The sequence below is a fragment of the Aestuariivirga sp. genome, assembly GCF_965227715.1.
Taxonomy (GTDB): Bacteria; Pseudomonadota; Alphaproteobacteria; order Rhizobiales; family Aestuariivirgaceae; genus Aestuariivirga.
In genome coordinates, this window is record NZ_OZ245771.1 from 3,562,227 (window position 1) to 3,587,611 (window position 25,385).

Below are 25,385 nucleotides of genomic sequence, written 5' to 3' on the forward strand. Positions count from 1 at the left end.
CCTGACGCGAACCTATTTGCCCGAGCGCCTTCGGCCGAAGCTGGGTGACGCCTATGGCTTGGATCCCCGAATTGTCAACAATGTGGTTGGGATGTGGGCCGGACCAAAACACAATCGCATCACGCTTTCGCCCGATTCAAATCGCCGGCACGCACAAGTCGTGAAAAGTCCGAACAAGAAATGGGTTTTCGGTCGGGATTGATGTCGATTTGGCTGTGCTGAAATGCTCCGCCAGCCAAACGATCGGACGCGCAAAGGTAGCCAGTGCGGCTCTTTCTCTCTACGCTATTCGTTTTTCTTCCAAGTTGGATCGAGACTAGCAATCGAATGATCGAGACGAGTTAGCGTCCTTTTCAACTGTTTGATCCAGGAAGCGATCTTCTTCATTTCCTCGGGGCTGTGGGTCTCTGTGAGGTCAATCTCACGGTCCTGGATCAGTGCAGACAGATGTTCATAACTTTGCTTGGCGCTCTCGAGTTTAGCCTTTTCGTTCTCATCGAGAGGGCCAACGAACTGTACATCACCAGTGCGCGGATAGATGATGATATGGTCGGGATGGGGAATCGGATCAGGCGCATCGATGCCTTCCTCCGCTCGACGGATAAGTTCTCTCTCCATGTCATACTTGTACTCGACTGCCGACTTAAACAGCTCATTCTTTTGTGATGTATGATCGGCTTGTCCGATACGGAGCAAGGCGAGGGTGTCTTTTATCGCCAATCTGTCTCCTCGGGCGACTTTCATCATCGCGTTGCGAAGGCCCGCCTGAATCGCGGAGAGCCGAATTGTTTTGCTCCCCTCCCGAACCGTTACGGGCCGATGGGCTTCATCGTGAATCATCTGCATGATCGGGTCAACCATCAGCTTAAACACCTTGTTCTTGCGCTTGCCCGCTGGATTGCCGGACTGTCCCGGCTTGAAACGGTGCTCTCGGGGCGGATTCTTGTAACCTACTCTATATGGTGTCTCTCCGGCCGGATGGGACGGCCTGCGCCTTGGCGGCTTGTTGTCGGAATTGGATTCAGACACCGGTGTTCTCCTGAGTGGTTGAGAAAACAGTGGAATGTTCTGGCCCATGTGCATCGTCTCGAACGTCTGGTGGCGTCTCCTGACGGCGCTCTCGTGCGAGTTCCGCGAAGCTCATGCCGGACGCGAGTTCGATTGCAGACTCCCCGGTCCTTTGCTGCCAACGTTGGATCGCTACGTCTACATAGCGGGGATCGAGTTCGATGAGGCGAGCCTTGCGGCCTGCTTCTTGGGCAGCAATCAGCGTAGTGCCTGAGCCGCCAAACGGATCCATGACAACGTCGCCGCGGTTAGAGAGATCGAGAATGGCATCAAGGACAAGCGCAAGTGGCTTCACAGTCGGATGCAGGGCCAGTGCCTCGTCGCGCCCCTTGCCAAAGCTGTTCGCCCCAGGATAGCACCAGATGTTGCTACGATAGCGACCGTGTCTGCCCAGCCGGATATTGTTGACGTGCCCGGCATCGCCAACCTTCCATAAGCCGATCAGCTCATGGCGCGAGCGGTAGAGAGAACCCTGTCCGGCATTTTCCTTGGCCCAGATGATCAGGTTCTGGAGTCGATCCTGGTAAGCTGCTCGGCCTGCGGCGAGCAACTCTTCCAGATGCCGCCAGTCCATGCAGACTAGATGTAACGCCCCAGGATGACTATGGGTCACGGCATGAGACATGAAGCTCTCGAGGAAGCGGGTGAATGCGGCCGGGTCCATCTCGCCGCTCGCCATGACGAACTCGTCATGGCGGACCTTCCCCCGTCCGCGGATATGACCCTGCACCTTTACGTTGTACGGCGGGTCCGCAAACATCAGTTGTGCCTTGTCACCGCCGAGCAATCGCTCATAGCTTGACGCCTTCAGTGCGTCCTCACAAAGCATGCGGTGATCTCCGAGCTTCCAGAGATCACCCACGCGGGTCGTTGGGTTCTCGGGCAGGGCGGGCACCTCGTCCTCGTCGCCCGCGCCCGGAAGAATGAGTAGCCTGTCGATCTCAGCCATCTCGAAGCCTGTGCTGGTGATCTCGATGTCCGGTGCGTCGATTGCCAACCCTTCGATCTCGATCCGCAGGGCCTGCTCATCCCAGGTACCGTCCTCAGCCAGGCGGTTGAGTGCCAGCCGAAGAGCCCGCACTTGAACCTTTGTAAGATGGTTGATTGCGGTGACGGGCACCTCGGCCAACTCGAGCTTTTTCGCGGCCGCCACCAGGGCGTGTCCGGCGATGATGACATCATCGGCATCTACGAGGACCGGGACGACAATGCCGAACTCGGAGATGCTCCTGATGACTTTCCTGATCTGGTGATGCGAATGGCGGCGCGAATGACCTTCGTAATCCTTCAAATCAGACAGCTTGCGCCAGGTGATTTCGAGAGGAAGTCGGCCGGGATTTCGGTTGTGACCAGCGATATGATAAGCGTCAATCGATGCTTCAAAATGACCAGCAGAAGTCTTTTTCATTCTCATTCTCTTCTTTCAGGTAGTGGAGCGACGGCCGCGGGTAATCCTGGGGGCCTTTGACAGCCAGTCGCGTGTTTGAAGGACTCTGTTCGTGAGTTCGATAACGATCACAGGCCCGGATCCGAGCGAGAGGGCTCCCACCGTTTCAGCCATCTGTTCATGTTTCCTGCATAGTCTGTGAGTCATCTCGCCGTCAGGATCCGCCAGATTGCCGGAAGCAACCAAATATGTCAGATGCCCCTTATCGTTTGCGAAGTGCCTCCGTTCGATATCCCGTTTCCAGGCAGCGTCCGTCCTCTGACCTTTGAGCGACGCTGGTACGAAGGTGAGAATCCACTGTTGGTGCTCGCAAAGCTCTGTTCTTAGGTCACGTATCAGGCGAATTACCCTCGACTGGGTGAGCCCGCTCTCAAGGAACAGCACACCGAGCAGGAGAAGGAACACCGCTTCTTCACTGAACTCGACAACCGTCCCCTTGCCCGGCCCGTCTTCTTCCAGAAAGGCGCGGGCGGTATGAGATGACGCGGTTTCCGTGGCGCGGTCCCTGTCGATCAGCCTCTGCACCTTCATGGCGATGTCACGCTCGAAAGCGGGGGAGGGATCCTCAGAGAGGATCCTCGCGACCGTCCAAGACACCTGGTTTCGCCGGAAGTTCATAACAGCATTTATAGACGCTTCAAAAGACATCGTCAACACCAATGATTGGGCCAACGCTGAGATTCAGGAAGCTACGTAGGTGGTGACAGACCAGGTCGTCGGTGCGCTCACTGGCTGCTCATTCACAGTGCTTCCCCGTTCTGCAACAAAAAATTCGCTGCAAGGCGGGGCAGGGAAATATCAGAGAAAGGCCGGAGGAATCGATGGTTCTTACGTCGCCATAGTGGCAAAAGCAGTACATTCTTCGAACAATCGCTGCTGAATTCCCTGCTCGCAGGGAAATGTGCTGTAGAGACGAGTTCGCAGTGGACTGCGTCCACCGCCAGCAAATCATCATAAGCCGTTGCAAAGGATGGTGAATGCGGAGGCTCCAGGATTGGGCCTGCGCCATTGGGAACGCTTGCATTTGCGGCGCCGGTGTTTCATTTCTGCAGGGGTACGTGGTGGAGACGTCGTCACGGTGAAATTGCAGTGTCATCCGCAGGTATTTTGCCGGACACTCCCGGTGCGGACTGGCATTTGGTTTTGACAAAGTTGCCGCATATGGCTGAGCAGGGGGCTTCATCCAGTATCGACATCTTCGTGCCCGACCACAGCCGGGGGCTGATGGTCGATGCCTTGGTGTTGCGGGCCGCCCTCCAGGGGGTGCCGACGCGGATCATTTCCGTTCCCTATGATTGCTACCGCCGCCCACAGCATGAGAATGACGGGGTGCTCTCCCTCGAAGGCGGCGGCAAGGCGGCGCTGTTCATCGAGAGCGTGTTCGAACATCGCAATCTCTTCAGCTACGGCCGCAGAATTCTGCTTCCAAATCCCGAATGGCTGTTCGCCTCCGAGTCAGGCCAAGTTTCCAGAGTGGTCACCGAGTTCTGGCATAAATCGCAGCTCAGCATGGACAGGCTGTCCGGGCTCTTTCCCGGCAGCCGGCATGTTCGAACGGGCTTCACAACGCCAGCTGTTCCGCCAGGCGAACTTGATTTTTCGCGTTTCGCGCATTTCGCGGGGCGGGGCCAGCGCTGGCGGTATACGCAAGCGCTGATCGATTTGTGGCTTGAGCGGCCGCAGTTTCCGAAATTGACTCTGCAGGCCTATCAGATGGATGCGCTGAATATCCCGTGCTGGATGCGCCATGGCAATTTGCGGCTGCGCATGGGATATTTGAAAGATACCGAATATCTCGCCGAATTGGCCCAGCATGGCGTTCATCTGTGCACGTCGCAAATGGAAGGCTTCGGGCATTACATCAATGAAGCGCGGTCCCTGGGTGCACTCATCGTGACGGTCGATGCGGCCCCGATGAATGAGCTCATCGACCCGGGTTGCGGCATTCTTGTGCCAGTGGAAAGGAGCGCGCCGCGCGGCTGCGGCCTCAGCAGCAGCGTCAGCCCGCAAGCGCTGGAGCAGGCAATTCACGCCGCGATTGCGATGCCACCCGCTGTCCGGCGCAGCCTCGGCAGCAGGGCGCGGGAGAGATATGTCCGCGAGCAGGAGGCCTTTCTTGCCTGTGTCCGGGCGCTTGTCTAACCAATAGGGCCCCGTTCACGTACGGCCACTGCCGAACGCGAATTCTTTGTATCGCCCCACAGATGGCTAACAATTGCCTATCGGGTGCCTATATAAACCCTGGGGCAGCAAACGCATCGAAGGCCAGGGTGGTGAAGAGTTCTTCCCTCCGGCGGCCGGGAATCACCACTGGATTGAAGGCCAGTGGTTGAAAGGATCATCCTGACATTCCAACCTGAATCGGTGCCGGAGGCTTCTCAGCTGCTGGCCCGGCTGCGCTCTTTCCGGCAACCACACAATAACCGGGCTATCGGGGAAGTGGCGATGACGGCGGGGCTGTTCATTGCCTGCTGGTGCGCGATGCTGCTGTTGAGCTGGCACAGCTGGTGGCTACCCCTTTTGCTTGCGGTTCCGACCGCGGCCTTTCTCGTCCGGCTCTTCATCATCCAGCATGACTGCGGCCATGGGGCGATGTTCTCCTCGCGCCGGGCCAATGACTGGACGGGACGGGTGCTCGGCGTGATCACCCTCACACCTTATGATATGTGGCGCTATTCCCACGCACGCCATCACGCAGGGTCAGGCCACCTCGACAAGCGCGGCATCGGCGACATCAGCACGCTGACGGTTCGTGAATATCTGAACCTCTCGCCTCTCAAGCGGTTTGGCTACCGGATCTACCGGCATCCTCTCGTCATGTTCGGAATTGGACCTGCCTATCTCTTTCTCGGCCAGCATCGCTTGCCCGTTGGCGCCATGAAGGCGGGACTCATGCCCTGGGTGAGCACCGGGGGAACCAATGCCGGCATCCTCGTGGCCTCCGCTCTTCTGATCTGGGGTTTGGGATGGATGAGCTTCCTCGCTGTTCACCTGCCGGTGATGCTGCTGGGGGCTTCCATCGGCGTCTGGCTGTTTTACGTGCAGCATCAATTCGAGGATACGTCCTGGGAGCAGGATGAAGGCTGGTCACAGGCCTCAGCGGCGGTCCATGGAAGCTCATTCTATGAACTCCCACGCCCGCTGATGTGGATCACCGGAAACATCGGCATTCATCATCTGCACCATCTGAGCAGCCGGATCCCCTTCTATCGTCTGTCCCAGGCGCTCGACGCATGCCCCGAACTCAAGGCCGTGGGGCGGCTCACCCTGAAAGAGAGCTTGGGCTGCGTACGCCTCACCCTCTGGGATGAAGGAAAGAAGCGGCTGGTACCGTTCTCCGAGGTCAGGCCAAGGTCACGCGATGTCTCGTCTGCGACCGAGGAAGAACCGCATCATCTCGCGTGATGCGTTGGGGCCCTCGGGTTTTGCGAAGCTGCCCGAGGAGTCGCCGCCGAACCAGTGGTGTCCGCCGCCTGCCACGAGCCAGGCCTCAGCCTGAAGCGTTCCGCCTTCCGTCAACACTTCCGTGTGCGTCACATGCCTTGAGCCGGAGGTGAACTGCTGCTCTAGCAGCTGGACGCCGTCCTGGCCGAGGCGGGCATTCTCCAGCAGCCGTGTGGCGTTGGCGGGGACGACCGTGTGGTCCTGCGTGCCATGGAAAATGATCTGCCGCGGGAGCGTTGGCACGCTCTTTCCCCGCTGGCTGCCCCGCATGGCGGCAAAAGCGCTGGGCACATCATGCGCAGCACGATAAGGCAGCCCGGAATGGATGCCGATTGCCTGATATAACTCCGGGTAGGTGGCCCCCATGATTGCCGCCATGGCGCCGCCCGCAGACAGGCCCGCTATGTAGACGCGGGTTCCCACGCCATATTCATCAATGAGTGCCTGCGTCATTTCGGCGAGGATGTGAGGTTCGCCTGCCTCGCGCATCTGATCTTCGGGGCGGAACCAGTTCCAGCAGCCTGAAGAATTGGCGCTGTGCGGCTGGGTGGGATAGGCCACCAGCATGCTTTCTGCTTCCGCAGCTGCGTTCATGGCCGTTCCCACCGCAAAGTCCTCGGCAGTCTGTTTGCAACCATGGAGCATGACGATCAGCCCGCGGGGCTTTGCCGAAGATGGGACGAAGAGGCGGTAGTCCCGTGTGCCCGACGACGCCACGATGGTTCGGTGGAGGAAGGCGCAACCCTCCGGCGTCGCCGGAACATGTGTTTGCGCCGTTTGCCGAAAATCGGCTTGCTTGCGCAGTGCTGTGATGGTTTCGCCCAGGCTGCGGCGCTGCCGGGCTTGCGGTGGCGGCGCGTCTTCCGTCCTTTGTGGCGGCTTTCCCGTCAAGGCTTCCTGCAGAAGGCGCGTGGCTTCCGTCAGATTGGAGGCGCGCGTGGCAGCAAGCGCCCGGCGCATGGCCGGAGCCAGATGGTCGAACATGGCGTTCTCCTTATGAGGACTTCATTTTGCCGGCGAGGGCAGATTTGACGGCGGCGCTGGCCTGCAAAGCGCCGAGTACGGTGATCGAGTCGATCGTGGCCGCTGCAAGCTCCGGTGAAACATCCGCAGCGATACGCGCCAGGCCGACGACCCGGATCGACAGCTTTTCCTGATGCGCGAGATGGTGCTCGAGTTCCGCGCGCGAGAAATCCCGAAGGCCCATATCGAATGTATTGCGGCTGACCGCTCTCTCCACATCCTGCGCTTGAACGGTGAGCTGGTTGCGGATGGCAGTGCGGATGAAATCTGACCGGTTCGCGTAGAAACCGTCACGAACCAGAAGGTCGATCTTGCCGAGATCGACAAATCCCATGTTCAAGGTGAGTTTTTCGGAGTCCGGTTGCCGCTGCAGTTCCATACTATACTCCCCATAACATCCATATGGATGGTATGGGGATGGCGGAGATGCATTGCAAGGTTTGAATTCATCCCACTAGCTCAAAAAAAGGCGGCCAGGCGTTTAAAGGCGCCTGGCCGCTCAATTCTGGGTGCAGGGGATGGCTTCAGAAATAGACGATGACGTATCCGCTGCCCGATTTCTGGTAATAGGTGCCGCCACAATAGTAGAGGTTGTAACCATAGTAAGCGCCATAGGGGCAGCCCTTGGGCACTCTCGCCACATAGGCTCCACGGCGAATCGTGCGGCGCGTGGTGCGGCGTGCGACGCCTGCGACAGAGCCAGGAGTCGCTGGCCGTCCGACACGCGCCTGGGCTGTTGAAATCAGCCCGCCATTGCCAGTGGCCAGAACCGACAGACCATCACCCGCCTCGCTGGCGAGAAAAAGCAGGCCGATCGCCATGATGGCGCGCTTCATCGATGTCTTCATCACATGAACTCCTTGTGAATTCGATTGTGGAGGACCTTAGCAGGTCCATGCGCGATGTCTAACGCAAGCCCTGCTTCCCTCCAATCCAAATGCTGGCGCCCGCGCGCCCGATGCAATAGGAGAAAGCGGGTGGGGCAAGGCTGAAGGCGGCGCGGGGCATATGGATATCATCATTCTCTTTCTTCTGCTGTTCACCGCCCTTGCCATCTGGCGGTCCGCACCACCGTGGCTGGTTGTTTCATGCTGGGTGGTGAGCCTGGTGCTGATGCTGGGTCTGTTCGACCATCACGTGACCTCTTCGCTGGGCTTGAGCTTCTGATGGCAAAGCTTCTTCCCCGTCTCGTTTTCTGGAGCCTCCATCTCTGGGTGCTGGGCTACACTGCGGTGCTGGGTGTTGCCCTGCTGCTGCAATTCGTGGGCGGCGAGCTGCCGTGCCCGCTGTGCATGCTGCAGCGTTATGGCATGATCCTGACAACGCTCGGCGCCCTGTGGATCATTCGCGACGCACGGAACGGGACGCTGACGCCGGTGCGCTACCTGCAGTGCCTCGGCCTTGGGGCGCTGGGGGCATTTGCAGGCTCGGCATTCGCAGACCGGCAGGTGCTGCTGCATATTCTCCCGGGCGATCCGGGGTTTGGCGGACCCATCATGGGGCTTCACCTTTATAGCTGGTCGCTCATCACCTTTCTTGTGGTGATCGTGTTCACCGCCATCCTCGGCATACTGGCGCCCACTGCCATGCCGGAGGCTCCGCCAGAGAAAAGCTTCGAGGCCAAACTCTCCTCTGCCGTGGTTGTGGCCTTTCTCGCCGTGGTGGCGATCAATGCCGTCATGATCGTGTTTCTCGAAGGCTTTGCGTGGGTTTTGCCGGACGATCCCTCGCGCTACAACCTCTTCTCACAGTTGGGCTGATAGGCGCTCCCACCTTTCGCGCGTGGGAACCAACTGCACGCCAACGCGTTTGAGGGCTCCCACCTCAATGCGGAGGAGCGATCACGACACCTGCTCAACGGGCGCTCGCGCCACCGCCTCATGACCTGCTCCGGCGTGCGGCCCTGTTCCTCGATCTGGACGGCACGCTGATCGAATTTGCATCGCGCCCCGGCGACGTGCGGGTGGACGCGCCGCTGCGCAACTTGCTGGGAAAGCTGGCGCGCGCGGTTGGCGGAAGGCTGGTGATCGTCAGCGGGCGCTCAGCCGCCGAATTGCGCCACCTCATTCCCGAGCCCGAGCTTGCGATCGCCGGCAGCCATGGGGCGGAAATCCACTTTCCCGATGGACGGTTGTGGACGCCGCAGCCCGTTGGCGCACGCGCAGATGTGCTTGAGCGGCTTCAGGCGTTTCAAGCGCTGCATCCGGGTGTGCTGCTCGAAGTAAAGCCATTCGGTCTCGCCCTTCACTATCGTCTCGCGCCCCATGCCGAGGCGGAGTGCCTCATGCTCGCAGCAGAGATCGCAAGATCGGAAGGCTATGCGTTGCAGCCGGGAAAGAAGGTCATCGAACTCAAATTCCACCTGGCGACGAAGGGAGACGCAGTGCGGAACCTCATGCGTGAGCTGCCCCTCAAGGGAGCGTTTCCGCTGTTCATCGGCGATGACCTGACGGACGAGGCAGGATTTGAGGCTGCAAATGACATGGGAGGTGCGGGCATTCTCGTAGGTCCCCTGCGGCCCACCCATGCATCCTTCAGGCTGGAAAGTGTTGCCGGCGCACTGCACTGGCTGGCAGAGGCCGCGGAGCGCCTGTCATGAAGCGCTCGCTGGATTTGTGGCTCATCGGCAATTGCCAGGTGAGCGCCCTCATTGACCGCACAGGAACAATGGTGTGGGCCTGCGTGCCGCGTGTGGATGGCGACCCGCTGTTCTCAGCCCTGCTGCAGGATGATGAGCGCAGCAGTGAGGAGCTGAGCGGCCTCTGGTCTGTTGAACTTGAAGGCTGCGCGACGGTGCAGCAGGCCTATCTGCGCAACACGCCGATTCTCGTCACCACGCTTCAGGACGGCGCGGGAAACGCCCTTGAAGTGATCGACTTCTGCCCGCGCCGGCAAAGGCTGGACCGTGTCTACCGGCCGGCCGCCTTCGCGCGCATCATCAGGCCCATCTCCGGTGCGCCCCGCATTCGCATGCGGCTTCGGCCCAGCTATGATTACGGCGCCTCACGCGCGGCAAGAACCTTCGGCTCGAACCACATCCGCTATGTCCTCGGCACAGCAAGTTACCGCCTCACGACGGATGCGCCCGTATCCTTCATCATCGAGGAGCTCGCCTTCCGTCTGGAGAGGCCGCTGCATTTTTTCCTGGGGCCTGACGAGAGTTTCACCGGTGAAATTGCGGCCGATCTCACGCAGATGCTGCAGGACACCACATCGGACTGGCAGCTGTGGGCGCGCGGACTTGCCACGCCACCCGACTGGCAGGAGGCGGTCATCCGCGCCGCCATCGGCCTCAAACTCTGCCAGCACGAGGAGACCGGCGCCATCGTTGCCGCGATCACCACCTCCATTCCGGAGCATGAGGGCTCACAACGCAACTGGGACTACCGCTATTGCTGGATCCGCGATGCCTACTACACGGTTCAGGCACTGAACCGCCTGGGCGCGCTGGACGTGCTTGAAGGCTATCTCGGCTTCCTGCGCAATGTGGTGAGTGCGCCAGGCAATGGCCACATACAGCCCCTCTACAGCGTGCTGGGTGAGCCGCGCGTCGTGGAGCGGACAGCGCCAGGGCTTTCCGGATATCGCGGATTGGGGCCGGTGCGCGTCGGCAATCAGGCCTATGAGCAATTGCAGAATGATGCCTATGGCCAGGTCATCCTGTCCAACGTTCAGGCCTTCTTTGACTCGCGGTTGCTGCGGGTGTCCGCCATTGCGGATTTTCAGGCGCTCGAGCGCGTGGGCGAGCGGGCCTGGGAGATTCATGACAAGCCAGACGCGGGGCTCTGGGAGTTCCGCACCTTCAGTGCCGTTCACACCTATTCCGCCGCCATGTGCTGGGCGGCGTGCGACCGGCTTGCACGCGCGGCCGAGGTGCTGGGGCTGGGTGCTCGGCGTGACCTGTGGACGGAGCGTGCACAGCATATCCGCCGCTTCATCGAAGAGGGCGCCTGGCGTGCGGAGTCCGGCACCATGTCCGCCACGATCACGGGAGACCAGCTTGACGCGAGCCTCATCCAGCTTCTCGATCTCCGCTTCTTTGCGCCGGAGGACCCGCGCTTTCAAGGAACGCTGAAGGCTGTCGAACAGGGCCTGCGCCGCGGCGCCTACATGCTGCGCTATGCGACGGAGGATGATTTTGGAATACCGCGCACCGCCTTCAACTTCTGCACCTTCTGGCTGATCGAGGCATTGCACATCATGGGGCGCGGCCCGGAAGCGCGCGCGCTGTTCGAGGAAATGCTCTCACGGCGCACCGCGGCGGGGTTCCTCTCGGAGGACATTGACCCGGAAACAGGTGAGCTGTGGGGCAATTACCCGCAGACCTATTCACTGGCAGGCCTGATCAATTGCGCACTGCTGCTGAGCCGGCCGTGGAGCGCGGTGCGATGATGAAGAGGCTCATGGACATTCCACGCCGCGTTGGCCCTTTGACTGCTGGTCTTCTTGGCCTCCTTGCGCTGCTTGGCCTGACGATGCTGGCCATGCCGCCGTCCAAGCTATTGCTGGAGCAGTGGGCTGATGCCGATGTTCTCTCCCGCTCTCGTCTTATCAATGGTTTCGTCGAAGGCCCTGTGCGGCGGGCGCTGGCCGACGGGGATGAGCAGCGGCTCAACAGCATCCTCGAGGGTGTAGCCGGTGATGACCGTGTGCTGGCAATGGGCGTCTGCGACGCGACCGGGAAGATGCACGGCGCAACGCAGATGATGCCGCCTACGTTTTCCTGCGAGAATGCAGCACGCAATGATGCCCCCAGCTTCTCGCGCCTTGTCTTTGACGGGCGCCGGGTGCTGGTTGCCATGTTCCCGATCGAGACCTCTGCGGGCAGAATCTATCTCGCTGTGCTGAACGATCTTTCCTACGTCGAGGAACGCACCTGGCAGGTCCAGACCTATGTGGTGGCAACGCTCTTCGGCTTCGGGCTTATCATCGCCGGCGTGGGTGCCATTCTGATCTTCTATCTGCTGAAGAGCTGGGCCAATTCGCTCAGGCAGGCGATCGACAGTGCAAGGCGGGGGAGCCGGCCGCCGCCGCCGGGCAGGGACAGTTCCGCCATCGACCGGCAGATCGCGCAATTGTTCCGGGAGATCGCTTTTGCCCGTAGCAGGACGGAGACGCCGGACGTCAAATGGTCGCCGCAATCCCTTCATGACCTGCTGGCCGGAACGCTGCCGGAAGCGCAGATCATCATCGTTTCCAATCGCGAGCCCTATATTCACAATCTGGTGGACGGGAAGGTTGAACTCCAGACGCCAGCAAGCGGGCTCGTCTCGGCGCTTGAACCGGTGATGCGGGCCTGCGGCGGCACCTGGGTTGCCCACGGCAGCGGCTCCGCCGACCGCGAAACGGTTGACGGCAACGACCGCCTCGCCGTGCCGCCTGCTGACCCAAGCTATACGTTGCGGCGCGTGTGGGTCAGCGATGAAGAGCAAAACGGCTATTACTATGGCTTTGCCAATGAAGGTCTCTGGCCCTTGTGCCACATCGCCTTCGTGCGTCCCACCTTTCGCGAGGAGGACTGGAATTACTACCGCACCATCAATCAGCGCTTTGCGGAGGCCGTGGCTACGGAAGCGACGAGGCCCGACCCCATCGTGCTTGTTCAGGACTATCACTTCGCACTGGCGCCACGGATGATCCGCAAGCTTTTGCCGGAGGCCACGATCATCACCTTCTGGCATATTCCCTGGCCCAATGCGGAGACTTTCGGCATTTGTCCGTGGAAGGAGGAAATCCTCGACGGTATCCTCGGCAGCAGCATCATCGGCTTTCACACGCAATTCCATTGCAACAACTTCTTCGAGACGGTCGACCGCTTCATCGAAAGCCGCATCGACCGTGAGAATGCCGGCGTGGCGCTGGGCGGCCATGAAACGCTGATCCGGCCCTATCCGATTTCGATCGAATGGCCGCCGTCGGCCATGGCGGGCCAGCCGCCGGTTGAAGCCTGCCGCAAGGCCGTGCGCGAGAGGTTCGGCCTGGCAGAAAATGCCTGTGTGGCGGTAGGAATCGAGCGTTTCGATTATACCAAGGGCATTCTGGACCGCATGCGCTCCATCGACTTGCTGCTGGCGGAATATCCGCAGTGGCGGGACCGTTTCACTTTCATCCAGGTGGCCGCACCCACGCGCAGCAAGCTTGCAAGCTACAGCCGCCTGCAGGAGGAGGCGCTGGCGCTAGCCGAGGAGATCAACGCCCGCCATGGCCGGAACGGTAACAAACCGATCCTGCTCGTGGTGCGCCACCATGAGCCGCCGGAGGTTTTCGAACTGTTCCGCGCGGCAGATCTCTGCATCGTGAGCAGCCTTCATGATGGAATGAATCTGGTGGCCAAGGAATTCGTGGCCTCGCGCGATGATGAACAGGGTGTTCTGATCCTCTCCACCTTCGCCGGCGCCTCGCGTGAGCTGACGGAGGCGCTGATCGTCAATCCTTACGACGCGAAGTCCATGGCCCAGCTGCTCAACACCGCCTTGCTGATGCCCGCGCAGGAGCAGCAGGAGCGCATGCGACTGATGCGCCAGCAGGTGAAGGAACAGAACGTCTATCGCTGGGCCGGCCGCATGCTGGTGGATGCCGCCCGTATCCGGCAGCGGCGGCGTGTTTTGGCTCTGGCCAACTCCCCTCGTTAGCGGCCTCAAGGGCGAGGTGTCGGGCGCAGTTGGATTGCCGTAGCGCTGATCTTCTTGCCGCGCCGGCGGAGATAGGAGGCAGAAAGCATGGAGGTGGATAGCGTCTCTGACCGGTACATTACCCGGCACCCTTCGGACGGCTTCCTTTGATAAAGGCTGGAAAAGCGCCTGACCTCCGGACACAAGCTCAAGTGGAAATTGCCGGAAAGGTTTGGTACTACCCTTGCGGTTAGGGCTGAAGCCAGTCATAATTTTAGGTGAAAAAAGCTGCTGCGTGCCATTTGCCGTGATGGGGAATGCATCCGGCAGGTTATGAAAGCTGTACCGCCAGGGTAAAACATGCTCGACACTGCACCTGCCTCGAACGCCCGCCCCGTGATGGAAAAGCTCCGCTTCCCACGGGTAACGATCGTCATTCCCCATTACAATTATTCCGAATTCGTGGGTGATGCGCTGCAATCCGTCAAACAGCAGTCCTATCAAAACATTGCATGTGTTGTGGTGGACGACTGTTCATCGCCCGATCACTGGGCAGCCCTGCAAAGGGAGTTCGCCCAAGTGGCAGATGAGCGGTTCACGCTGATCCAGGCGCCTGAGAACAAGGGCATGGTGCATGCGATCTACCGGGGAATCAGCGAGCGGCCATCGTCATTCGTGTGTGTTCTCGATCCTGACGACAGATATGACCCGCAGTTTATCCGGAAGATGCTGGATGTTCATCTCAACAGGGTGATCTTCTGCCCGCTTGCCTCCTGTGACCAGCATTTGTTCAAGATCGGTGATGGTATCATCACCTCCACACAATACACGAGCCGGCTCGAGCAGCTGGGCACGAGCGCGGAAGAGGCGGAACACGCATCCTTCGCCAGATACGGCTTTCACAAATTCGTCTCGCCTCTGGAAACCGGCTGGCACTGGTGCACCACCTCGTCGATGATGTTCCGCACAGACGCCCTGCTGACGTTCAAACCCATCAAGGATTTCGCGTACAAGGGTCAGGGCGATTCCTATTGCGCCAATGGTGCGCACATGCTCGGCGGCTCGCTCATCCTGCATGAGGCGCTGGTCTACCGCGGGCTTCACACGAAGAATGACTTCATCACCAATTCGATATTTTCGATGTGGCAGCGGCAGGAGCGGCAGGGCGTCGTTCATCTCTCGGATGAGGTGAAGATCGATGTGATTGAAGCCTTCTTCGCCAATGGCGGCCTTGATCACTTTACACCGGGCAGCATTCGCGAAGTGCTGCTCGCCCAGTTCCCGGAGGGAGAACTGGACAAGCTTATGAATGCCGTGCCCGCTGCGGCTGAGCTGATCTCCGCCGGGCAATAACAGGGGCCCCGCGCGACGACCCGCTCTAGCCTTGGAGGATCAATTCCGCGCAGCGGCTCCCTAGCATCATGGCGGGGGCGTTGGTGTTGCCGGCATTGATATTGGGCATGGCGGACAGGTCGCAGATGCGCAGGCTCTCGATGCCACGAACGCGGAGGCGGCTGTCCAGCACCGCCAGCGGGTCTCCCGTGGGGCCCATGCGGCAGGTGCCGCTCGGGTGGTAGTTGGTCTTCACGAAGCGCTTGCAATGGGCGGCGAGCGCTTCGTCATCGGTCTTGCCCGGACGCGGGATTGCCACGCGGCTGAACTTGCCGGCGAGCGGCTCCGTCTCGAAGGCGCGAAGGAAAAATCTCTGTGCCGCGATCATGGTTTGCATGTCTTCCGGCGCCTTCAGGAGGTTGGGGGAGACGAGCGGCATGTCTTCGGGATTGGCCGAGCGCAGGCGCACATAGCCGCGCGATTTGGGCTTGATGACGACGGTGGTGATGGTGAGGCCATAGGTATTTTCCACCAGCGTCAGCGTATCCCGGTCGAGATAGACGATGGGCACGCAGAAGGCCTGGACACTGGGTTCCGCTTCAGGATCCAGAGGATTGATGAAGGCGCCAGCCTCCACCCCGGCCGAGAGGATGCGGCCGGTGCCAAAAAGCTTGAACTGAAGCCCGTTCAGCATCATGCGCCAGCCCGCGCCCTGGCCGAAATAGCCGTATTTTCCATTGGCAACGGCAATGATCGGCACCTCCGGATGATCGATGAGGTTTTCGCCAACGCCGGGGTGATCCACGAGGCAGCGGATGCCATGCTCCTTCAGCTGGGCGGCAGGGCCGATGCCTGAAAGCATAAGGAGCTGCGGCGTTACAAGTGCACCCGAAGCCAGGATGACCTCCCGCGCGGCGCGCACCTGCTGGATGCGGCCCGTCTTGTCCTGATAGGTGACGCCCACGGCGCGGCCGTTCTCGATATCGATGCGGCTCACCCGCGCATTGAGTTCCAGGGTGAAGTTCTTCCGGCCCTCGAGCGGGGCAATGAAGGCATAGGCCGCGCTCGAGCGCTTTCCGCGGCGGTTCATGAACTGGTAGAAGCCCACGCCGCGCTGGGCAGCGCCGTTGAAATCATGATTATAGGGCTCGCCCATGGCCTGCACCGCCTGCACGAACCAGCGCGACAGGTCCTCGATGTGACCCGGGTCCGAGACGAGCAAGGGGCCGCTGCTGTTGTGCAGCTCATTGTGGAGGCGGTTGTTGCCCTCCATGCCGCGGAAATGCGGCAGCACGTCCTTCCAGCTCCAGCCCGGATAGTCATTGTCGCCGCGCAGCAGCTCATGCCATTCGTCATAGTCCGAAGGCCTTCCCCGCATATAGACCTGCGCGTTGACGGAGGAGCCCCCGCCCAGCACATTGCCCTGGGGAATGTCATGCACGCGGTTGTCCAGATGTTCCTGCGGCACCGTGTGGTGATAGCGCATGAACTTGGAGCCGTTGATCATCTTGAAGATGCCGGGCGGCATGTCGAGCAGCGGGTGGCGGTGCGAATGCCCGCCTTCGAGCAGGAGAACGGAACGCTCGCTTCCCGTCACCAGCTTTGCCGCCGCGACGCAGCCTGACGAGCCGCCGCCCACCACAATGTAATCAAAGGTCGTCACCGCGTTGATCCTCATCCGAAGGCGCGTATCGCTTCGAGGCCCTTCCAGTCGAACTGAATGCCGTGGCCGGGCCGTGAGGGTGCAATGGCGAAGCCATCCTCGATGCGCAAGGGCGCTGCAATATAGCGGTCAAGCCCGAAGCCATGCGCTTCGAGATAGGCGCCATTCGGCACCGCCGCGAGAAGATGCACCGTCACGTCATGCGCGCCGTGCGACGTGACCGGCATGTTGAAGGCCTCCGCCAGATGGGCGATTTTCATGAAGGGAGTGATGCCGCCGCAGTTGGTAACGTCAGGTTCGGGGAAAGTGACGCCGCCGGTGGCGATCAACTGCTTGAAGTCCCACAGCGTCCGGAGATTTTCTCCCGCCGCAATGGGAAGCCCGCCTTCCCGCACCACGCGGGCATGGCCTGCAACATCATCGGGGATGATCGGCTCCTCCAGCCAGGTGAGGCCCATGGGTGCGAAGGCACGGGCAGCGCGAATGGCCTCGTCCACCGTCCACTTCATGTTGGCATCCGCCATCAACGGCATGTCCTCGCCCAAGTGCTTCCGCATGGCGGCAACGCGTTCCACATCTTCGGACAGCTTCTTGCGCCCCACCTTCATCTTGATGGCACGGAAACCGCGTTCGAGATTGCGGTCCGTCTGCTTGAGGAGATCGGGGAGCGGCAGCATCAGGTCGATGCCACCGGCATAGCAGGTGACGCGGTCCGAAAAGCCGCCGAGCAGCTTCCACAGTGGGGTACCAAGCTTCACGCCCTTCAAATCCCACAGCGCCATGTCGAGGGCGGAGAGGGCGAGAACGGTTGGGCCCCCGCGGCCGCCATAGTGAAGCTCCCACCACAGCATCATCCAGATCGCCTCGATCTGGTCTGCGTCCCGGCCGGTGACGAGCGGCGCCATTTCGCTCTCAAGGATATTGGCGGTGGCGCCGCCATTGCGGCCCACGGTAAAGGTGTAGCCCACGCCTTCAACGCCGTCCTCATCGCGCACCCGGGCCGTGATGAGTTCAAAGTCCCGCATGATGCCATGCATCGAGTCGGTGAGGATCTCAGGCAGGGGAACGCGATAGTAGCCGGTGGTGACGGAGGCAATCTTGGACATCGGAACTCTCAATGTTTGGAGGAAGCAGTGCGCCGCTCGACGAGCTTCACCTGCAGGATGACGACGAGCAGAAGGATCAGCCCGCGGATCACCGACTGCCAATAGGCAGAGAGGCTGATCCAGCCGCGGCCGTTCTCGAAATTGAGCATGTTGAAGATGAGGCCGAGCAGCAGGGCGCCCGCAAGCGTGGTTCCCACCGAGCCGCGTCCGCCGGTGAGCAGGCTGCCGCCCACCACGACGGCGGCGATGGCGAAGAGCTCCCAACCCACGCCCTCGATGGGCTGGCCCGCGCCGAACTGTGCCGCGAGGATTGCGCCGGCGAGGCCTGCAAGGCCGCCGCTCATCAGATAGACGAGGAACTTCACCTTGTCGGCCTCAAGGCCCATCAGCCGTGTTGCATCCTCGTTGCCGCCAATTGCCAGCGTGGTGCGCCCGAAGCTGGTGAAGTTGAGGAGCAGCGAGCCTGCGAGATAGGCGCCAAGCGCCACCCAGGCCGGAATCGGAAACCACAGCAGATCGTCCTGCCCGAATGAGACGAAGCCCGACTCGTAGGAGACGGAGACCGATTGGTTTCCGGCCAGCAGCAAGGCCGTTCCACTTGCCGCCAGCATAGTCGCAAGCGTCGCGATGAAAGGTGCGATCGCAAGCCTGGTGATGATGAGGCCATTGATGGCACCGACCACCAGCCCTGCGCCCACGCCTGCAGCCACGCCGGGAACAAGGCCATAGGGCGAGGCCATTGCCGCGCAGACACTGCCCAATGCAGCAACTGTTCCGACGGAGAGATCGATGCCGCCGGTGAAGATCACGAAGGCCATGCCCAGCGCCACCAGCGTGAACATCGAATTGTAGCGGAGGAAGCTCAGTATGTTGTAGCTGCCCAGAAAATTGTCATAGCGCCAGAAGCCGAAGGCCAGGAAGATGGCGAAGGCAATGACGACGCCGTAATTGCGCAGCAGCGGGGTGAGCTTTCTCATGCGCGCTTCATCCCGCCTTGCAGCCAGACGGCCAGGATGATGAGCGCCGCCTTGACGATGAGGGCCGCGGCATCGGGCACGCCATTGGCAAGAAGCGTGTAGCGGACGAGCTGGATGATGAGAGCGCCGATCAATGTGCCGCCCACATAGGCGCGGCCGCCCGCCAGCAGCGTGCCGCCCACGGCCACGGCGGCAATCGCATCAAGCTCCATGCCGATCCCCACCAGATTGGCGTCCGACGCCGAATTGATGGCGATGACGATGAGCCCGGCAATGCCGGCACACAGGCCGGAGAAGATGTAGACCGCCATCTTCACCCGCTTCACCGGAATGCCGGAGAGCCTTGCGGCCTTCTCATTGCCGCCCACGGCCAGAATCTGGCGGCCCAGCAGCGTGCGGCGCATCAGCCAGAAGGCGAAACCCACGATCACCAGCATGAGGATGACCTGCACTGGAACACCGAAGACGCGGCCGAGGCCGATCACCTGGAAGTCCGGGTTGCGGAAGGATTGGAGGTTGCCATTCGTCACCACCTGCGCAATGCCCCGCCCGGCGATAAACAGTATGAGCGTGGCAATGATCGGCTGAATGCCAAAGCGGGTGATGAGAAAGCCGTTGAAGGCGCCGAACAGCCCTGCCACCAGCACCGGAACGATGAAGGCCAGCGCTACGCCGAGCAGGGGTGTCGGCATGGGCAGAATGGTGCCCAGAAAGATCAAGGGCGCCAATGCACCTGATATGGCCATCAGCGAGCCAACGGAAAGGTCGATCCCGCCCGTGGCGATCACCAGCGTCATGCCGGTGGCGACGATGACGATTCCCGCAACCTGCGTGAGGTTCACGTTGAGGGTCTGCCAGGACAGGAAGTTGGGCGTGAAGAACAGGTTGAACAGCACGAGCAGGCCAAGTGCGATCAAGGCGCCATGGCGCAGCAGCAGGTCGGCCAGCCGCGTGCCCGTGTCCTTGGTGGCGGGAACAGCGCTCATGCCTCGCCCTCCGCCTTGAGGGGGGCTGCGCCATGGGCCATGGCATGAAGGAGATGCGCCTCGTCCAGCCTTTCGCCGGAAAGCTCCACCACCGTTTCCCCGTCGCGCAGCACATAGGCGCGGTCTGCCCCTTCGGCGATCTCTTCCACCTCCGAAGAGACCATGAGAACAGCGAGGCCCTTCTCGGCGAGGTCTGCAATGAGGCTTTGTATTTCCGCCTTGGCGCCCACATCAATGCCGCGCGTCGGCTCATCCAGAATGAGGAGGCGCGGGTTCATGCAGAGCCAGCGGGCCAGCAGCACCTTTTGCTGATTGCCGCCCGAGAGCTGCCGCACCGGCTGCTCGATCGAGGCGCATTTGATGCCGAGACGGGTAACGAAATCCTCCACGATCCGCGTCTGTTCCGCCGTGTCGATGACGCCGGCGCGGGTCAAATGGGGCAGCAGTGCGAGGGTAAGGTTTTCCCGCACCGAAAGATCGGGGACGATCCCTTCATTCTTGCGGTCCTCGGTGCAGAAGCCAACGCCTGCGGCAATTGCATCCGCGGGCTCCGCTGGGGCGTAAGCCTGGCCTTCGAACCGCATTTGGCCCTGTTCCGCGCGGTCCGCACCGAAGACCAGTCGTACGGTTTCGCTGCGGCCGGAGCCCAGAAGCCCTGCAAGCCCCACGATTTCCCCCCTGCCGATGCGGAAGGACACATCGTCGACGAGCGGAGCCGCCCGCAGCCTCTCTGCCACAAGCAATTCCTTGTGAGTGGCCGCAGCGCGCGTTCCAAAGGCGGTGGCGCCCTTGCGGCGCACGGTGTTCACGTCCCGACCAAGCATGACGGCCACCAGTTCCAGCTTTCCGATGTCACCCATCGCGGACTCCCGCACGGTGGTGCCATCGCGCAGCACGGTGACACGGTCACACACGGCATAAAGCTCATCCAGCTTGTGGCTGACGAAAACGACGGAGATGCCTTCGCTCTTGAGCTGGCGGATGACGCCGAATAGCACCTCCACCTCGCGTTCGTGGAGTGAGGATGTCGGCTCATCCATGATTACGAGTTTCGATTGGAAGCCCACGGCGCGCGCAATCGCCACCATCTGCTGGACGGCGGTTGAATAGATTTCGAGCGGCTGGCGCACGTCGATGTCGATCGCAAAGCGATTCAGCAGGCGTTTGGCTTCGGCATGCATCGCGGGCCAGTCGAGCAGGCCCCATCTGTGGAAAGGCCGTCCTAGGCAAATATTCTCCGTAACTGAGCGGTAACCGACGAGGTTGATTTCCTGATAAATGGTGCTGATTCCGTGCAGCTGCGCATCATGCGGCGAGGCGGCGGTAAAGGGGCGGCCGCCGAAGGTCACGTCGCCGGCATCCCGGGTGTAGTAGCCGGTCAGGATCTTGATGAGCGTGGATTTGCCGGCCCCGTTCTGGCCGATCAAGGCATGCACCTCGCCACGGCCTACGGCAAAGCTTGCCTCCGTCAGCGCGGGAATACCGGCGAAGCGCTTGCTGATGCCGCGCATGTGGAGGAGCGATGTGGTGGCGTTCATCCCGCCTTTTCCAGAGGGTCTCACGGCAGAGAGAAAGGGAGCCCGGCAGAGGGCTCCCCTGATGCGGGATCAATAGGCGCTGGCCAGATTTTCCTTGGCATTGGCCGCATCGAAGAACCGGTCGGTGTTGATGATCTTCGGCGGAATGGTCTCGCCCGCGGCATATTTCACCAGCGTGTCGAAGGCCGCCGGCCCGAAGAACGGGCTGCATTCCACCGTCGCACCCATCTTGCCGTCAATGATCGCCTGAAGCGCATCGCGCGTGCCGTCGATCGAGACGATGATGACGTCCTTGCCGGGGTTTTTGCCGGCCGCTTCGAGCGCCGAGATGGCGCCAATGGCCATTTCGTCATTATGCGCATAGATGGCGGTTGCTTCGGGGTGGGCCTGCAGCAGCGTTTCCGCCACCTGGCGCCCCTTGTCACGCGCGAAGTCGCCGGACTGGCTCGCCACGATCTTCATGTCGGGGTGGTCCTTGATATAGTCGGCAAAGCCCTTGGCGCGGTCATTGGCGGGAGAAGAACCGGTGGTGCCTTCAAGCTGGATGATGCTGGCCTTGCCATTCATGGTCTTGGTCAGCCATTCGGCGGCGCGCTTTCCTTCCTCGATGAAGTCTGAGCCAATGAACGTCACATAGTCTTCGCCGGGCTTGGCCAGCGACGGGTCGACATTTCGGTCGAGCAGAATCACGGGAATGCCGGCCTTCTTCGCGCCCATCACGGCGGGGATTAGCGGCTTTTCCTCGCGTGGCGCCAGGAAGATCGCGTCCACCCCTTGCGCGATCATTGAGTTGACGTCAGCCACCTGTTTGGCGGCAGAGCCTGCGGCATCGGTATAGACCAACTGCCAGCCGCGCTTGGCGGCTTCATCCTGCATCGATTTGGTCTGGGCGATGCGCCAGGGATTGTTGCTCTCCGTCTGGGCGAAGCCAACCTTGTAGGTGTCCTTCTTCTGGATCTTGGGCAGTTCGGCGAAGGCGGGGCGGGCAACGGCAACCAGTGCCGTTCCGGCCATGAGAGTCAGGAAATTGCGACGAAGCATTGTTGGGTCCTCCACGTGTTAACGGGCCGGTTTGGTCCGACCTGATTGAAGCCGCCCACCGGAATCGGTGAGAAACTCAAAATTTGGTCTGCTCAGATTTGCAGATGCTCGTTATTATGGTCGAACCATATGAAGGTGAAAACCGGCTGTCAACGCCAAAAGCACGCGGTGCTTGATCTGACGCGCCAGGTTTGGTAGGACCAAAACCATGCCAAAGGGAACGCGTAAGGCCAGAGACCCCGCACAGCCCGAGATCACCCAACGTGATCAGTCGGGCCCCGGTTCCGCGAAACCGCCAAAGGCGTCTGACCGGGTGGCGTCGGCGATCTCTGCCGCCATTGATGCAGGCTCACTGGCGCCCGGCGAACGGCTGCCGCCGGAGCGGGAGCTGATGGGGCAATATGGCGTGGGCCGCTCCGCCGTGCGCGAGGCGATTGCCGCGCTCGCCACGCGCGGTGTGCTCAAGGTGCGGCCCGGCTGCCGGCCGGTGATACAGGGGCGCGGCTATGAAACGGCTCTGGCGACCTTCGGAAATCTGGTCTCGCATATGGTGGAGGATGCCTCGGGGATCGAGAACCTGTTCGGCATGCGGGTCTTCGTTGAAGCTGCCCTGGTTCGCCACGCGGCACAGCACGCGACTCCCAGGGACATTCAGGATCTTCGCGAGGCGCTGGAGCAGAACCGCGCGGCCATGGGCGATCCGGAGGCCTTCTACCGCACGGACGTGGCGTTTCACAGGGTCCTCTACATGATTGCGGGAAATCCCATCCTGCCCGTCATCCACAAGCTTTACGTTGACTGGCTCTATGCCCACTGGATCCGCATGCCGCGGAGTCCTGACATCAATCGCATGAACCATTCGGCCCATGCGGCAATCCTCGATGCTATCGTGGACCGCGATCCGGACAGCGCAGAAAACCTGCTGCGATCGCATCTTGCCACCGCCTGGCAATTCGTGCGCTCGACCTTCGAGTCATCAAACTAGGGGCGGTTCAGCTTTCTTCGGTGATCGCATAAAGGCGGTTGAACACGCTCACCAGCAGGGCCGTGGACCAAGCGAGGCAGAACACGCCTGACAGCGAAATCATCGGCGCCAGCATGCGCCATTCCGGCGGCACATCAACCCGCGTGAGGCCAAGCGAGGTATAGTTCTCAAGGGAATAGAACACGCACTGGCGGTAGCCCTTCAGAACATCCGCCATATACATGAACAGACCCCAGGCGAAGTTGGTGAGAAGGTGCAGGGTGAACAGCAGCGCCATCACCGCAACAATCAGGAAGACGGTGTACTGAAAGGGGAGGATGCGGAGATCAGCCGCAAGGCGGTGCTGGCGGGCAAAGCGCGCGCCCACATGAAGGCCGATGAGATGAAGTGCGACGATGACCAGGAATGCGATGACGCACAGCCCAAAGGTCTGCATAATGACCGAATCCGATGGCTCTGCCTGCATGCCGCCCCCTTACACGCTTCAAGATTTTCTGAGAAGCCGTCCGCAACTCAACCTTTCATCTGGGTCCGATAGCGGCTAGAACGATTGCCGTCAAACAGAGCGGGATATGGAATGAAGACGGGCTTGCCGGCGCTGATCATCGGGCTCATTGCCGTGCAGATTATCTGCGCCATCGTGTTTTTCGTCGATGTGCTGAGCGACATGGCCGAGCTGGGCGGCCCCAACTGGGGCCTGCTGCCGGAAGCAATGGCGAGCATCGCCTTGTTCATCGGAATCGCCTTCGAAGCCGTCTATCTTCTGCAGCTGTTGCGCCGCAAGGCGAGCCTCGAGCGCAGCGTGGGCATGGCATCGGCTGCCATGCAGTCGGTGATCGACAGCCACTTCGATGAGTGGAAGCTGACGGCCAGTGAAAGAGACGTGGCGGCCTTGATGGTGAAGGGACTCAGCATCTCTGAAATCGCCGGCGTGCGGGGTTCGGCTGAAGGCACCGTCAAGGCTCATCTCAACGCCATCTACCGCAAGGCCAACGCGCGAAACCGGGCCGAAGTCCTGAGCCACATCATGGACACGCTGATCGACAAGCCGCTCTTGCCAAGGCCAGAACCTGAGTCGCGCAAGTAGGCCTGAAACGTTCTCACCAGAAGAGAAACGCGATCCGAAAACCATTGCATCGTCCGTGTACGGTGTTTTCCACAGCCGTGGCGCAAATCCGGCTTTTCTCCGCCACAATTGCCGTGCGATCTTCCGCCGCATGATGTGCATGTAAGACGGGGACAATGCATGAGACGGCTTTTATTCCTTGTAACTTGTCTGCTGCTCGCGCCGCCCGCGATGGCGGAAAGCTGGGATGAAGTGAACGCGGTGTTCCAGGGGCGCTGCATTGCCTGCCACTCCGGCGATGCGGCACCGCTTGGCCTGCATCTAGACAGTTACAAGGCCGCGATGAAGGGGTCGGAGAACGGGCCGGTGATCCGCCCGGGCGATCCTGAGCAAAGTCCGCTCATGCACCGCCTGCTCGGAAAGGCGGAACCGCGCATGCCGCTCGATGGGCCGCCATTCCTTGAGGATGAGGTGATCGCCAAAATTTCGAAGTGGATCAAATCCGGTGCGAAGGGGCCGTCAGAGTCCGCTGCTGCTGAACAGGCGCCACCGGCCGCACCGGCAGATCCGCGGGCGGACGGGCGCATTCTCTATTCGGAAGTGTCGTCCATTTTCGGCAAGCATTGCGTCAAATGCCATTCCGACAATTCGAAGATGGGCGCGCCGCCAGAGGGCCTGCGCCTCGGCTCCTATGCGGACATCCTCAATGGATCTGAGCGGGTGGTTCTCATTCCGCGCAATGCGCAAGCCTCGGAGATCATCCGCCGGGTGGAGGGGCTCGCCTCGCCGCGCATGCCATTTGACGGTCCACCCTGGCTGACGGCGGAGGAAATCGCACTGCTGCGTGACTGGATCGACGGCGGGGCGCTTGACAATGACGGCAACGCTGCCCCCATCCCCGCAGGCCGCATCGTGCGCATGCGCGGCCTCCTCACGGCGGACAGTGAGGTGGATGGCGCGGCCTTCACCCACCCGCCCGGAATGCGGGTTAAGGGCGCGCCCCGCATCGGGCAGCCGGTGGAGCTCCGCGGCAGGATCGCCGCCGATGGTGCGATCGCAGGCGAAAGGCTGAGCGGCCGGGACTGACGCTTAGGCCCT

Annotated in this window: 24 protein-coding genes; 11 read left to right on the forward strand and 13 right to left on the reverse strand. The window is 61.1% G+C overall.

All coding sequences use genetic code 11. The features are described from left to right. Positions 1 to 285 precede the first annotated feature (285 nt). Genes ACO06F_RS16870 through ACO06F_RS16880 form a run of 3 tightly spaced genes read right to left on the reverse strand, consistent with a single transcriptional unit; the run spans position 286 to position 3,163 of the window. Positions 286 to 1,029 carry a DUF5681 domain-containing protein gene (locus tag ACO06F_RS16870; protein WP_421693890.1) on the reverse strand — a complete coding sequence of 248 codons (744 nt, stop codon included), beginning with the start codon at positions 1,027 to 1,029 and terminating at the stop codon, positions 286 to 288. Further along, positions 1,022 to 2,476, reverse strand: coding sequence for a site-specific DNA-methyltransferase (locus tag ACO06F_RS16875; protein WP_421693891.1), 1,455 nt, complete (start codon positions 2,474 to 2,476; stop codon positions 1,022 to 1,024). The genes ACO06F_RS16870 and ACO06F_RS16875 overlap by 8 nt, the downstream gene beginning before the upstream one ends. A 15-nt stretch (positions 2,477 to 2,491) precedes the next feature. Next, a complete protein-coding gene (locus ACO06F_RS16880) occupies positions 2,492 to 3,163 on the reverse strand; it encodes a hypothetical protein (RefSeq protein WP_421693892.1) in 672 nt (223 codons plus the stop codon). A 513-nt stretch (positions 3,164 to 3,676) separates the two neighbouring features. On the opposite strand from ACO06F_RS16880, the gene ACO06F_RS16885 reads away from it, so the two are divergent. Together ACO06F_RS16885 and ACO06F_RS16890 are read left to right on the forward strand one after the other, a co-directional pair. Continuing rightward, a complete protein-coding gene (locus ACO06F_RS16885; RefSeq protein ID WP_421693893.1) occupies positions 3,677 to 4,657 on the forward strand; it encodes a glycosyltransferase in 981 nt (326 codons plus the stop codon). A 303-nt stretch (positions 4,658 to 4,960) separates the two neighbouring features. Then, positions 4,961 to 5,920, forward strand: coding sequence for a fatty acid desaturase (locus ACO06F_RS16890; RefSeq protein ID WP_421693894.1), 960 nt, complete (start codon positions 4,961 to 4,963; stop codon positions 5,918 to 5,920). Here ACO06F_RS16890 and ACO06F_RS16895 read toward each other — a convergent pair. The 3 genes from ACO06F_RS16895 to ACO06F_RS16905 form a co-directional block, all read right to left on the reverse strand. Continuing rightward, entirely contained in the window at positions 5,870 to 6,943 is a 1,074-nt protein-coding gene (locus ACO06F_RS16895; protein WP_421693895.1) for an alpha/beta hydrolase family esterase, read from the reverse strand. The genes ACO06F_RS16890 and ACO06F_RS16895 overlap by 51 nt on opposite strands. Positions 6,944 to 6,953: 10 nt before the next feature. Further along, positions 6,954 to 7,361 (reverse strand): CopG family transcriptional regulator, encoded by a 408-nt coding sequence (locus ACO06F_RS16900; protein WP_421693896.1) that lies wholly within the window; start codon positions 7,359 to 7,361, stop codon positions 6,954 to 6,956. A 145-nt stretch (positions 7,362 to 7,506) separates the two neighbouring features. Further along, positions 7,507 to 7,830 carry a hypothetical protein gene (locus tag ACO06F_RS16905; RefSeq protein WP_421693897.1) on the reverse strand — a complete coding sequence of 108 codons (324 nt, stop codon included), beginning with the start codon at positions 7,828 to 7,830 and terminating at the stop codon, positions 7,507 to 7,509. A gap of 160 nt (positions 7,831 to 7,990) precedes the next feature. Between ACO06F_RS16905 and ACO06F_RS16910 the strand changes: the two genes are divergently transcribed. The 6 genes from ACO06F_RS16910 (at position 7,991) to ACO06F_RS16935 (ending at position 14,946) form a co-directional block, all read left to right on the forward strand. Further along, complete coding sequence (locus ACO06F_RS16910; RefSeq protein WP_421693898.1) at positions 7,991 to 8,149, forward strand: DUF5993 family protein; 159 nt, start codon at positions 7,991 to 7,993, stop codon at positions 8,147 to 8,149. Then, positions 8,149 to 8,742 (forward strand): disulfide bond formation protein B, encoded by a 594-nt coding sequence (locus ACO06F_RS16915; RefSeq protein ID WP_421693899.1) that lies wholly within the window; start codon positions 8,149 to 8,151, stop codon positions 8,740 to 8,742. Before ACO06F_RS16910 ends, ACO06F_RS16915 begins: the two co-directional genes overlap by 1 nt. A gap of 170 nt (positions 8,743 to 8,912) precedes the next feature. Then, a complete protein-coding gene (gene otsB, locus ACO06F_RS16920; RefSeq protein ID WP_421696711.1) occupies positions 8,913 to 9,581 on the forward strand; it encodes a trehalose-phosphatase in 669 nt (222 codons plus the stop codon). Then, positions 9,578 to 11,374: a glycoside hydrolase family 15 protein gene (locus ACO06F_RS16925; RefSeq protein ID WP_421693900.1), complete on the forward strand. Its 1,797-nt coding sequence runs from the start codon at positions 9,578 to 9,580 to the stop codon at positions 11,372 to 11,374. The genes otsB and ACO06F_RS16925 overlap by 4 nt, the downstream gene beginning before the upstream one ends. Continuing rightward, positions 11,371 to 13,614: an alpha,alpha-trehalose-phosphate synthase (UDP-forming) gene (locus tag ACO06F_RS16930; protein WP_421693901.1), complete on the forward strand. Its 2,244-nt coding sequence runs from the start codon at positions 11,371 to 11,373 to the stop codon at positions 13,612 to 13,614. Before ACO06F_RS16925 ends, ACO06F_RS16930 begins: the two co-directional genes overlap by 4 nt. 339 nt (positions 13,615 to 13,953) lie before the next feature. Then, the gene (locus ACO06F_RS16935) at positions 13,954 to 14,946 is read left to right on the forward strand and encodes a glycosyltransferase family 2 protein (RefSeq protein ID WP_421693902.1); all 993 of its coding nucleotides are present in this window, start codon (positions 13,954 to 13,956) and stop codon (positions 14,944 to 14,946) included. A 25-nt stretch (positions 14,947 to 14,971) separates the two neighbouring features. Here the strand turns inward: ACO06F_RS16935 and ACO06F_RS16940 are convergent, their stop codons facing one another. From ACO06F_RS16940 to ACO06F_RS16965, 6 genes are all read right to left on the reverse strand, one after another. Continuing rightward, positions 14,972 to 16,588, reverse strand: coding sequence for a GMC family oxidoreductase (locus ACO06F_RS16940; protein ID WP_421693903.1), 1,617 nt, complete (start codon positions 16,586 to 16,588; stop codon positions 14,972 to 14,974). An 11-nt stretch (positions 16,589 to 16,599) separates the two neighbouring features. After that, positions 16,600 to 17,694: a mandelate racemase/muconate lactonizing enzyme family protein gene (locus ACO06F_RS16945; RefSeq protein WP_421693904.1), complete on the reverse strand. Its 1,095-nt coding sequence runs from the start codon at positions 17,692 to 17,694 to the stop codon at positions 16,600 to 16,602. Between the two features lie 8 nt (positions 17,695 to 17,702). Further along, on the reverse strand, positions 17,703 to 18,671 hold the full coding sequence (locus tag ACO06F_RS16950) for an ABC transporter permease (protein ID WP_421693905.1): 969 nt from the start codon (positions 18,669 to 18,671) through the stop codon (positions 17,703 to 17,705). Further along, positions 18,668 to 19,657, reverse strand: coding sequence for an ABC transporter permease (locus ACO06F_RS16955; RefSeq protein ID WP_421693906.1), 990 nt, complete (start codon positions 19,655 to 19,657; stop codon positions 18,668 to 18,670). The genes ACO06F_RS16950 and ACO06F_RS16955 overlap by 4 nt, the downstream gene beginning before the upstream one ends. Continuing rightward, a complete protein-coding gene (locus ACO06F_RS16960) occupies positions 19,654 to 21,195 on the reverse strand; it encodes a sugar ABC transporter ATP-binding protein (RefSeq protein WP_421693907.1) in 1,542 nt (513 codons plus the stop codon). Before ACO06F_RS16960 ends, ACO06F_RS16955 begins: the two co-directional genes overlap by 4 nt. A 69-nt stretch (positions 21,196 to 21,264) precedes the next feature. Then, positions 21,265 to 22,236 (reverse strand): ABC transporter substrate-binding protein, encoded by a 972-nt coding sequence (locus ACO06F_RS16965; RefSeq protein ID WP_421693908.1) that lies wholly within the window; start codon positions 22,234 to 22,236, stop codon positions 21,265 to 21,267. A gap of 208 nt (positions 22,237 to 22,444) precedes the next feature. On the opposite strand from ACO06F_RS16965, the gene ACO06F_RS16970 reads away from it, so the two are divergent. Further along, positions 22,445 to 23,221 (forward strand): FCD domain-containing protein, encoded by a 777-nt coding sequence (locus ACO06F_RS16970; RefSeq protein ID WP_421693909.1) that lies wholly within the window; start codon positions 22,445 to 22,447, stop codon positions 23,219 to 23,221. A 7-nt stretch (positions 23,222 to 23,228) separates the two neighbouring features. On the opposite strand, the gene ACO06F_RS16975 is transcribed toward ACO06F_RS16970, so the two are convergent. Beyond that, positions 23,229 to 23,657, reverse strand: a complete 429-nt coding sequence (locus ACO06F_RS16975; protein ID WP_421693910.1) for a hypothetical protein — start codon at positions 23,655 to 23,657, stop codon at positions 23,229 to 23,231. Between the two features lie 141 nt (positions 23,658 to 23,798). On the opposite strand from ACO06F_RS16975, the gene ACO06F_RS16980 reads away from it, so the two are divergent. After that, positions 23,799 to 24,308, forward strand: coding sequence for a helix-turn-helix transcriptional regulator (locus ACO06F_RS16980; protein WP_421693911.1), 510 nt, complete (start codon positions 23,799 to 23,801; stop codon positions 24,306 to 24,308). A 159-nt stretch (positions 24,309 to 24,467) separates the two neighbouring features. Beyond that, entirely contained in the window at positions 24,468 to 25,373 is a 906-nt protein-coding gene (locus ACO06F_RS16985; RefSeq protein ID WP_421693912.1) for a c-type cytochrome domain-containing protein, read from the forward strand. The last annotated feature ends 12 nt before the right edge of the window (positions 25,374 to 25,385 follow it).

Coding starts and splice junctions, on each gene's coding strand:
- ACO06F_RS16965 (WP_421693908.1), bottom strand. CDS start 22,236: ATGCTTCGTCGCAATTTCCTGACTCTCATGGCCGGAACGGCACTGGTT.
- ACO06F_RS16925 (WP_421693900.1), top strand. CDS start 9,578: ATGAAGCGCTCGCTGGATTTGTGGCTCATCGGCAATTGCCAGGTGAGC.
- ACO06F_RS16955 (WP_421693906.1), bottom strand. CDS start 19,657: ATGAGCGCTGTTCCCGCCACCAAGGACACGGGCACGCGGCTGGCCGAC.
- ACO06F_RS16935 (WP_421693902.1), top strand. CDS start 13,954: ATGCTCGACACTGCACCTGCCTCGAACGCCCGCCCCGTGATGGAAAAG.
- ACO06F_RS16895 (WP_421693895.1), bottom strand. CDS start 6,943: ATGTTCGACCATCTGGCTCCGGCCATGCGCCGGGCGCTTGCTGCCACG.
- ACO06F_RS16970 (WP_421693909.1), top strand. CDS start 22,445: ATGCCAAAGGGAACGCGTAAGGCCAGAGACCCCGCACAGCCCGAGATC.
- ACO06F_RS16950 (WP_421693905.1), bottom strand. CDS start 18,671: ATGAGAAAGCTCACCCCGCTGCTGCGCAATTACGGCGTCGTCATTGCC.
- ACO06F_RS16975 (WP_421693910.1), bottom strand. CDS start 23,657: ATGCAGACCTTTGGGCTGTGCGTCATCGCATTCCTGGTCATCGTCGCA.
- ACO06F_RS16980 (WP_421693911.1), top strand. CDS start 23,799: ATGAAGACGGGCTTGCCGGCGCTGATCATCGGGCTCATTGCCGTGCAG.
- ACO06F_RS16930 (WP_421693901.1), top strand. CDS start 11,371: ATGATGAAGAGGCTCATGGACATTCCACGCCGCGTTGGCCCTTTGACT.
- ACO06F_RS16960 (WP_421693907.1), bottom strand. CDS start 21,195: ATGAACGCCACCACATCGCTCCTCCACATGCGCGGCATCAGCAAGCGC.
- ACO06F_RS16900 (WP_421693896.1), bottom strand. CDS start 7,361: ATGGAACTGCAGCGGCAACCGGACTCCGAAAAACTCACCTTGAACATG.
- ACO06F_RS16985 (WP_421693912.1), top strand. CDS start 24,468: ATGAGACGGCTTTTATTCCTTGTAACTTGTCTGCTGCTCGCGCCGCCC.
- ACO06F_RS16885 (WP_421693893.1), top strand. CDS start 3,677: ATGGCTGAGCAGGGGGCTTCATCCAGTATCGACATCTTCGTGCCCGAC.
- ACO06F_RS16945 (WP_421693904.1), bottom strand. CDS start 17,694: ATGTCCAAGATTGCCTCCGTCACCACCGGCTACTATCGCGTTCCCCTG.
- ACO06F_RS16915 (WP_421693899.1), top strand. CDS start 8,149: ATGGCAAAGCTTCTTCCCCGTCTCGTTTTCTGGAGCCTCCATCTCTGG.
- ACO06F_RS16905 (WP_421693897.1), bottom strand. CDS start 7,830: ATGAAGACATCGATGAAGCGCGCCATCATGGCGATCGGCCTGCTTTTT.
- ACO06F_RS16875 (WP_421693891.1), bottom strand. CDS start 2,476: ATGAAAAAGACTTCTGCTGGTCATTTTGAAGCATCGATTGACGCTTAT.
- ACO06F_RS16890 (WP_421693894.1), top strand. CDS start 4,961: ATGACGGCGGGGCTGTTCATTGCCTGCTGGTGCGCGATGCTGCTGTTG.
- ACO06F_RS16880 (WP_421693892.1), bottom strand. CDS start 3,163: ATGTCTTTTGAAGCGTCTATAAATGCTGTTATGAACTTCCGGCGAAAC.
- ACO06F_RS16910 (WP_421693898.1), top strand. CDS start 7,991: ATGGATATCATCATTCTCTTTCTTCTGCTGTTCACCGCCCTTGCCATC.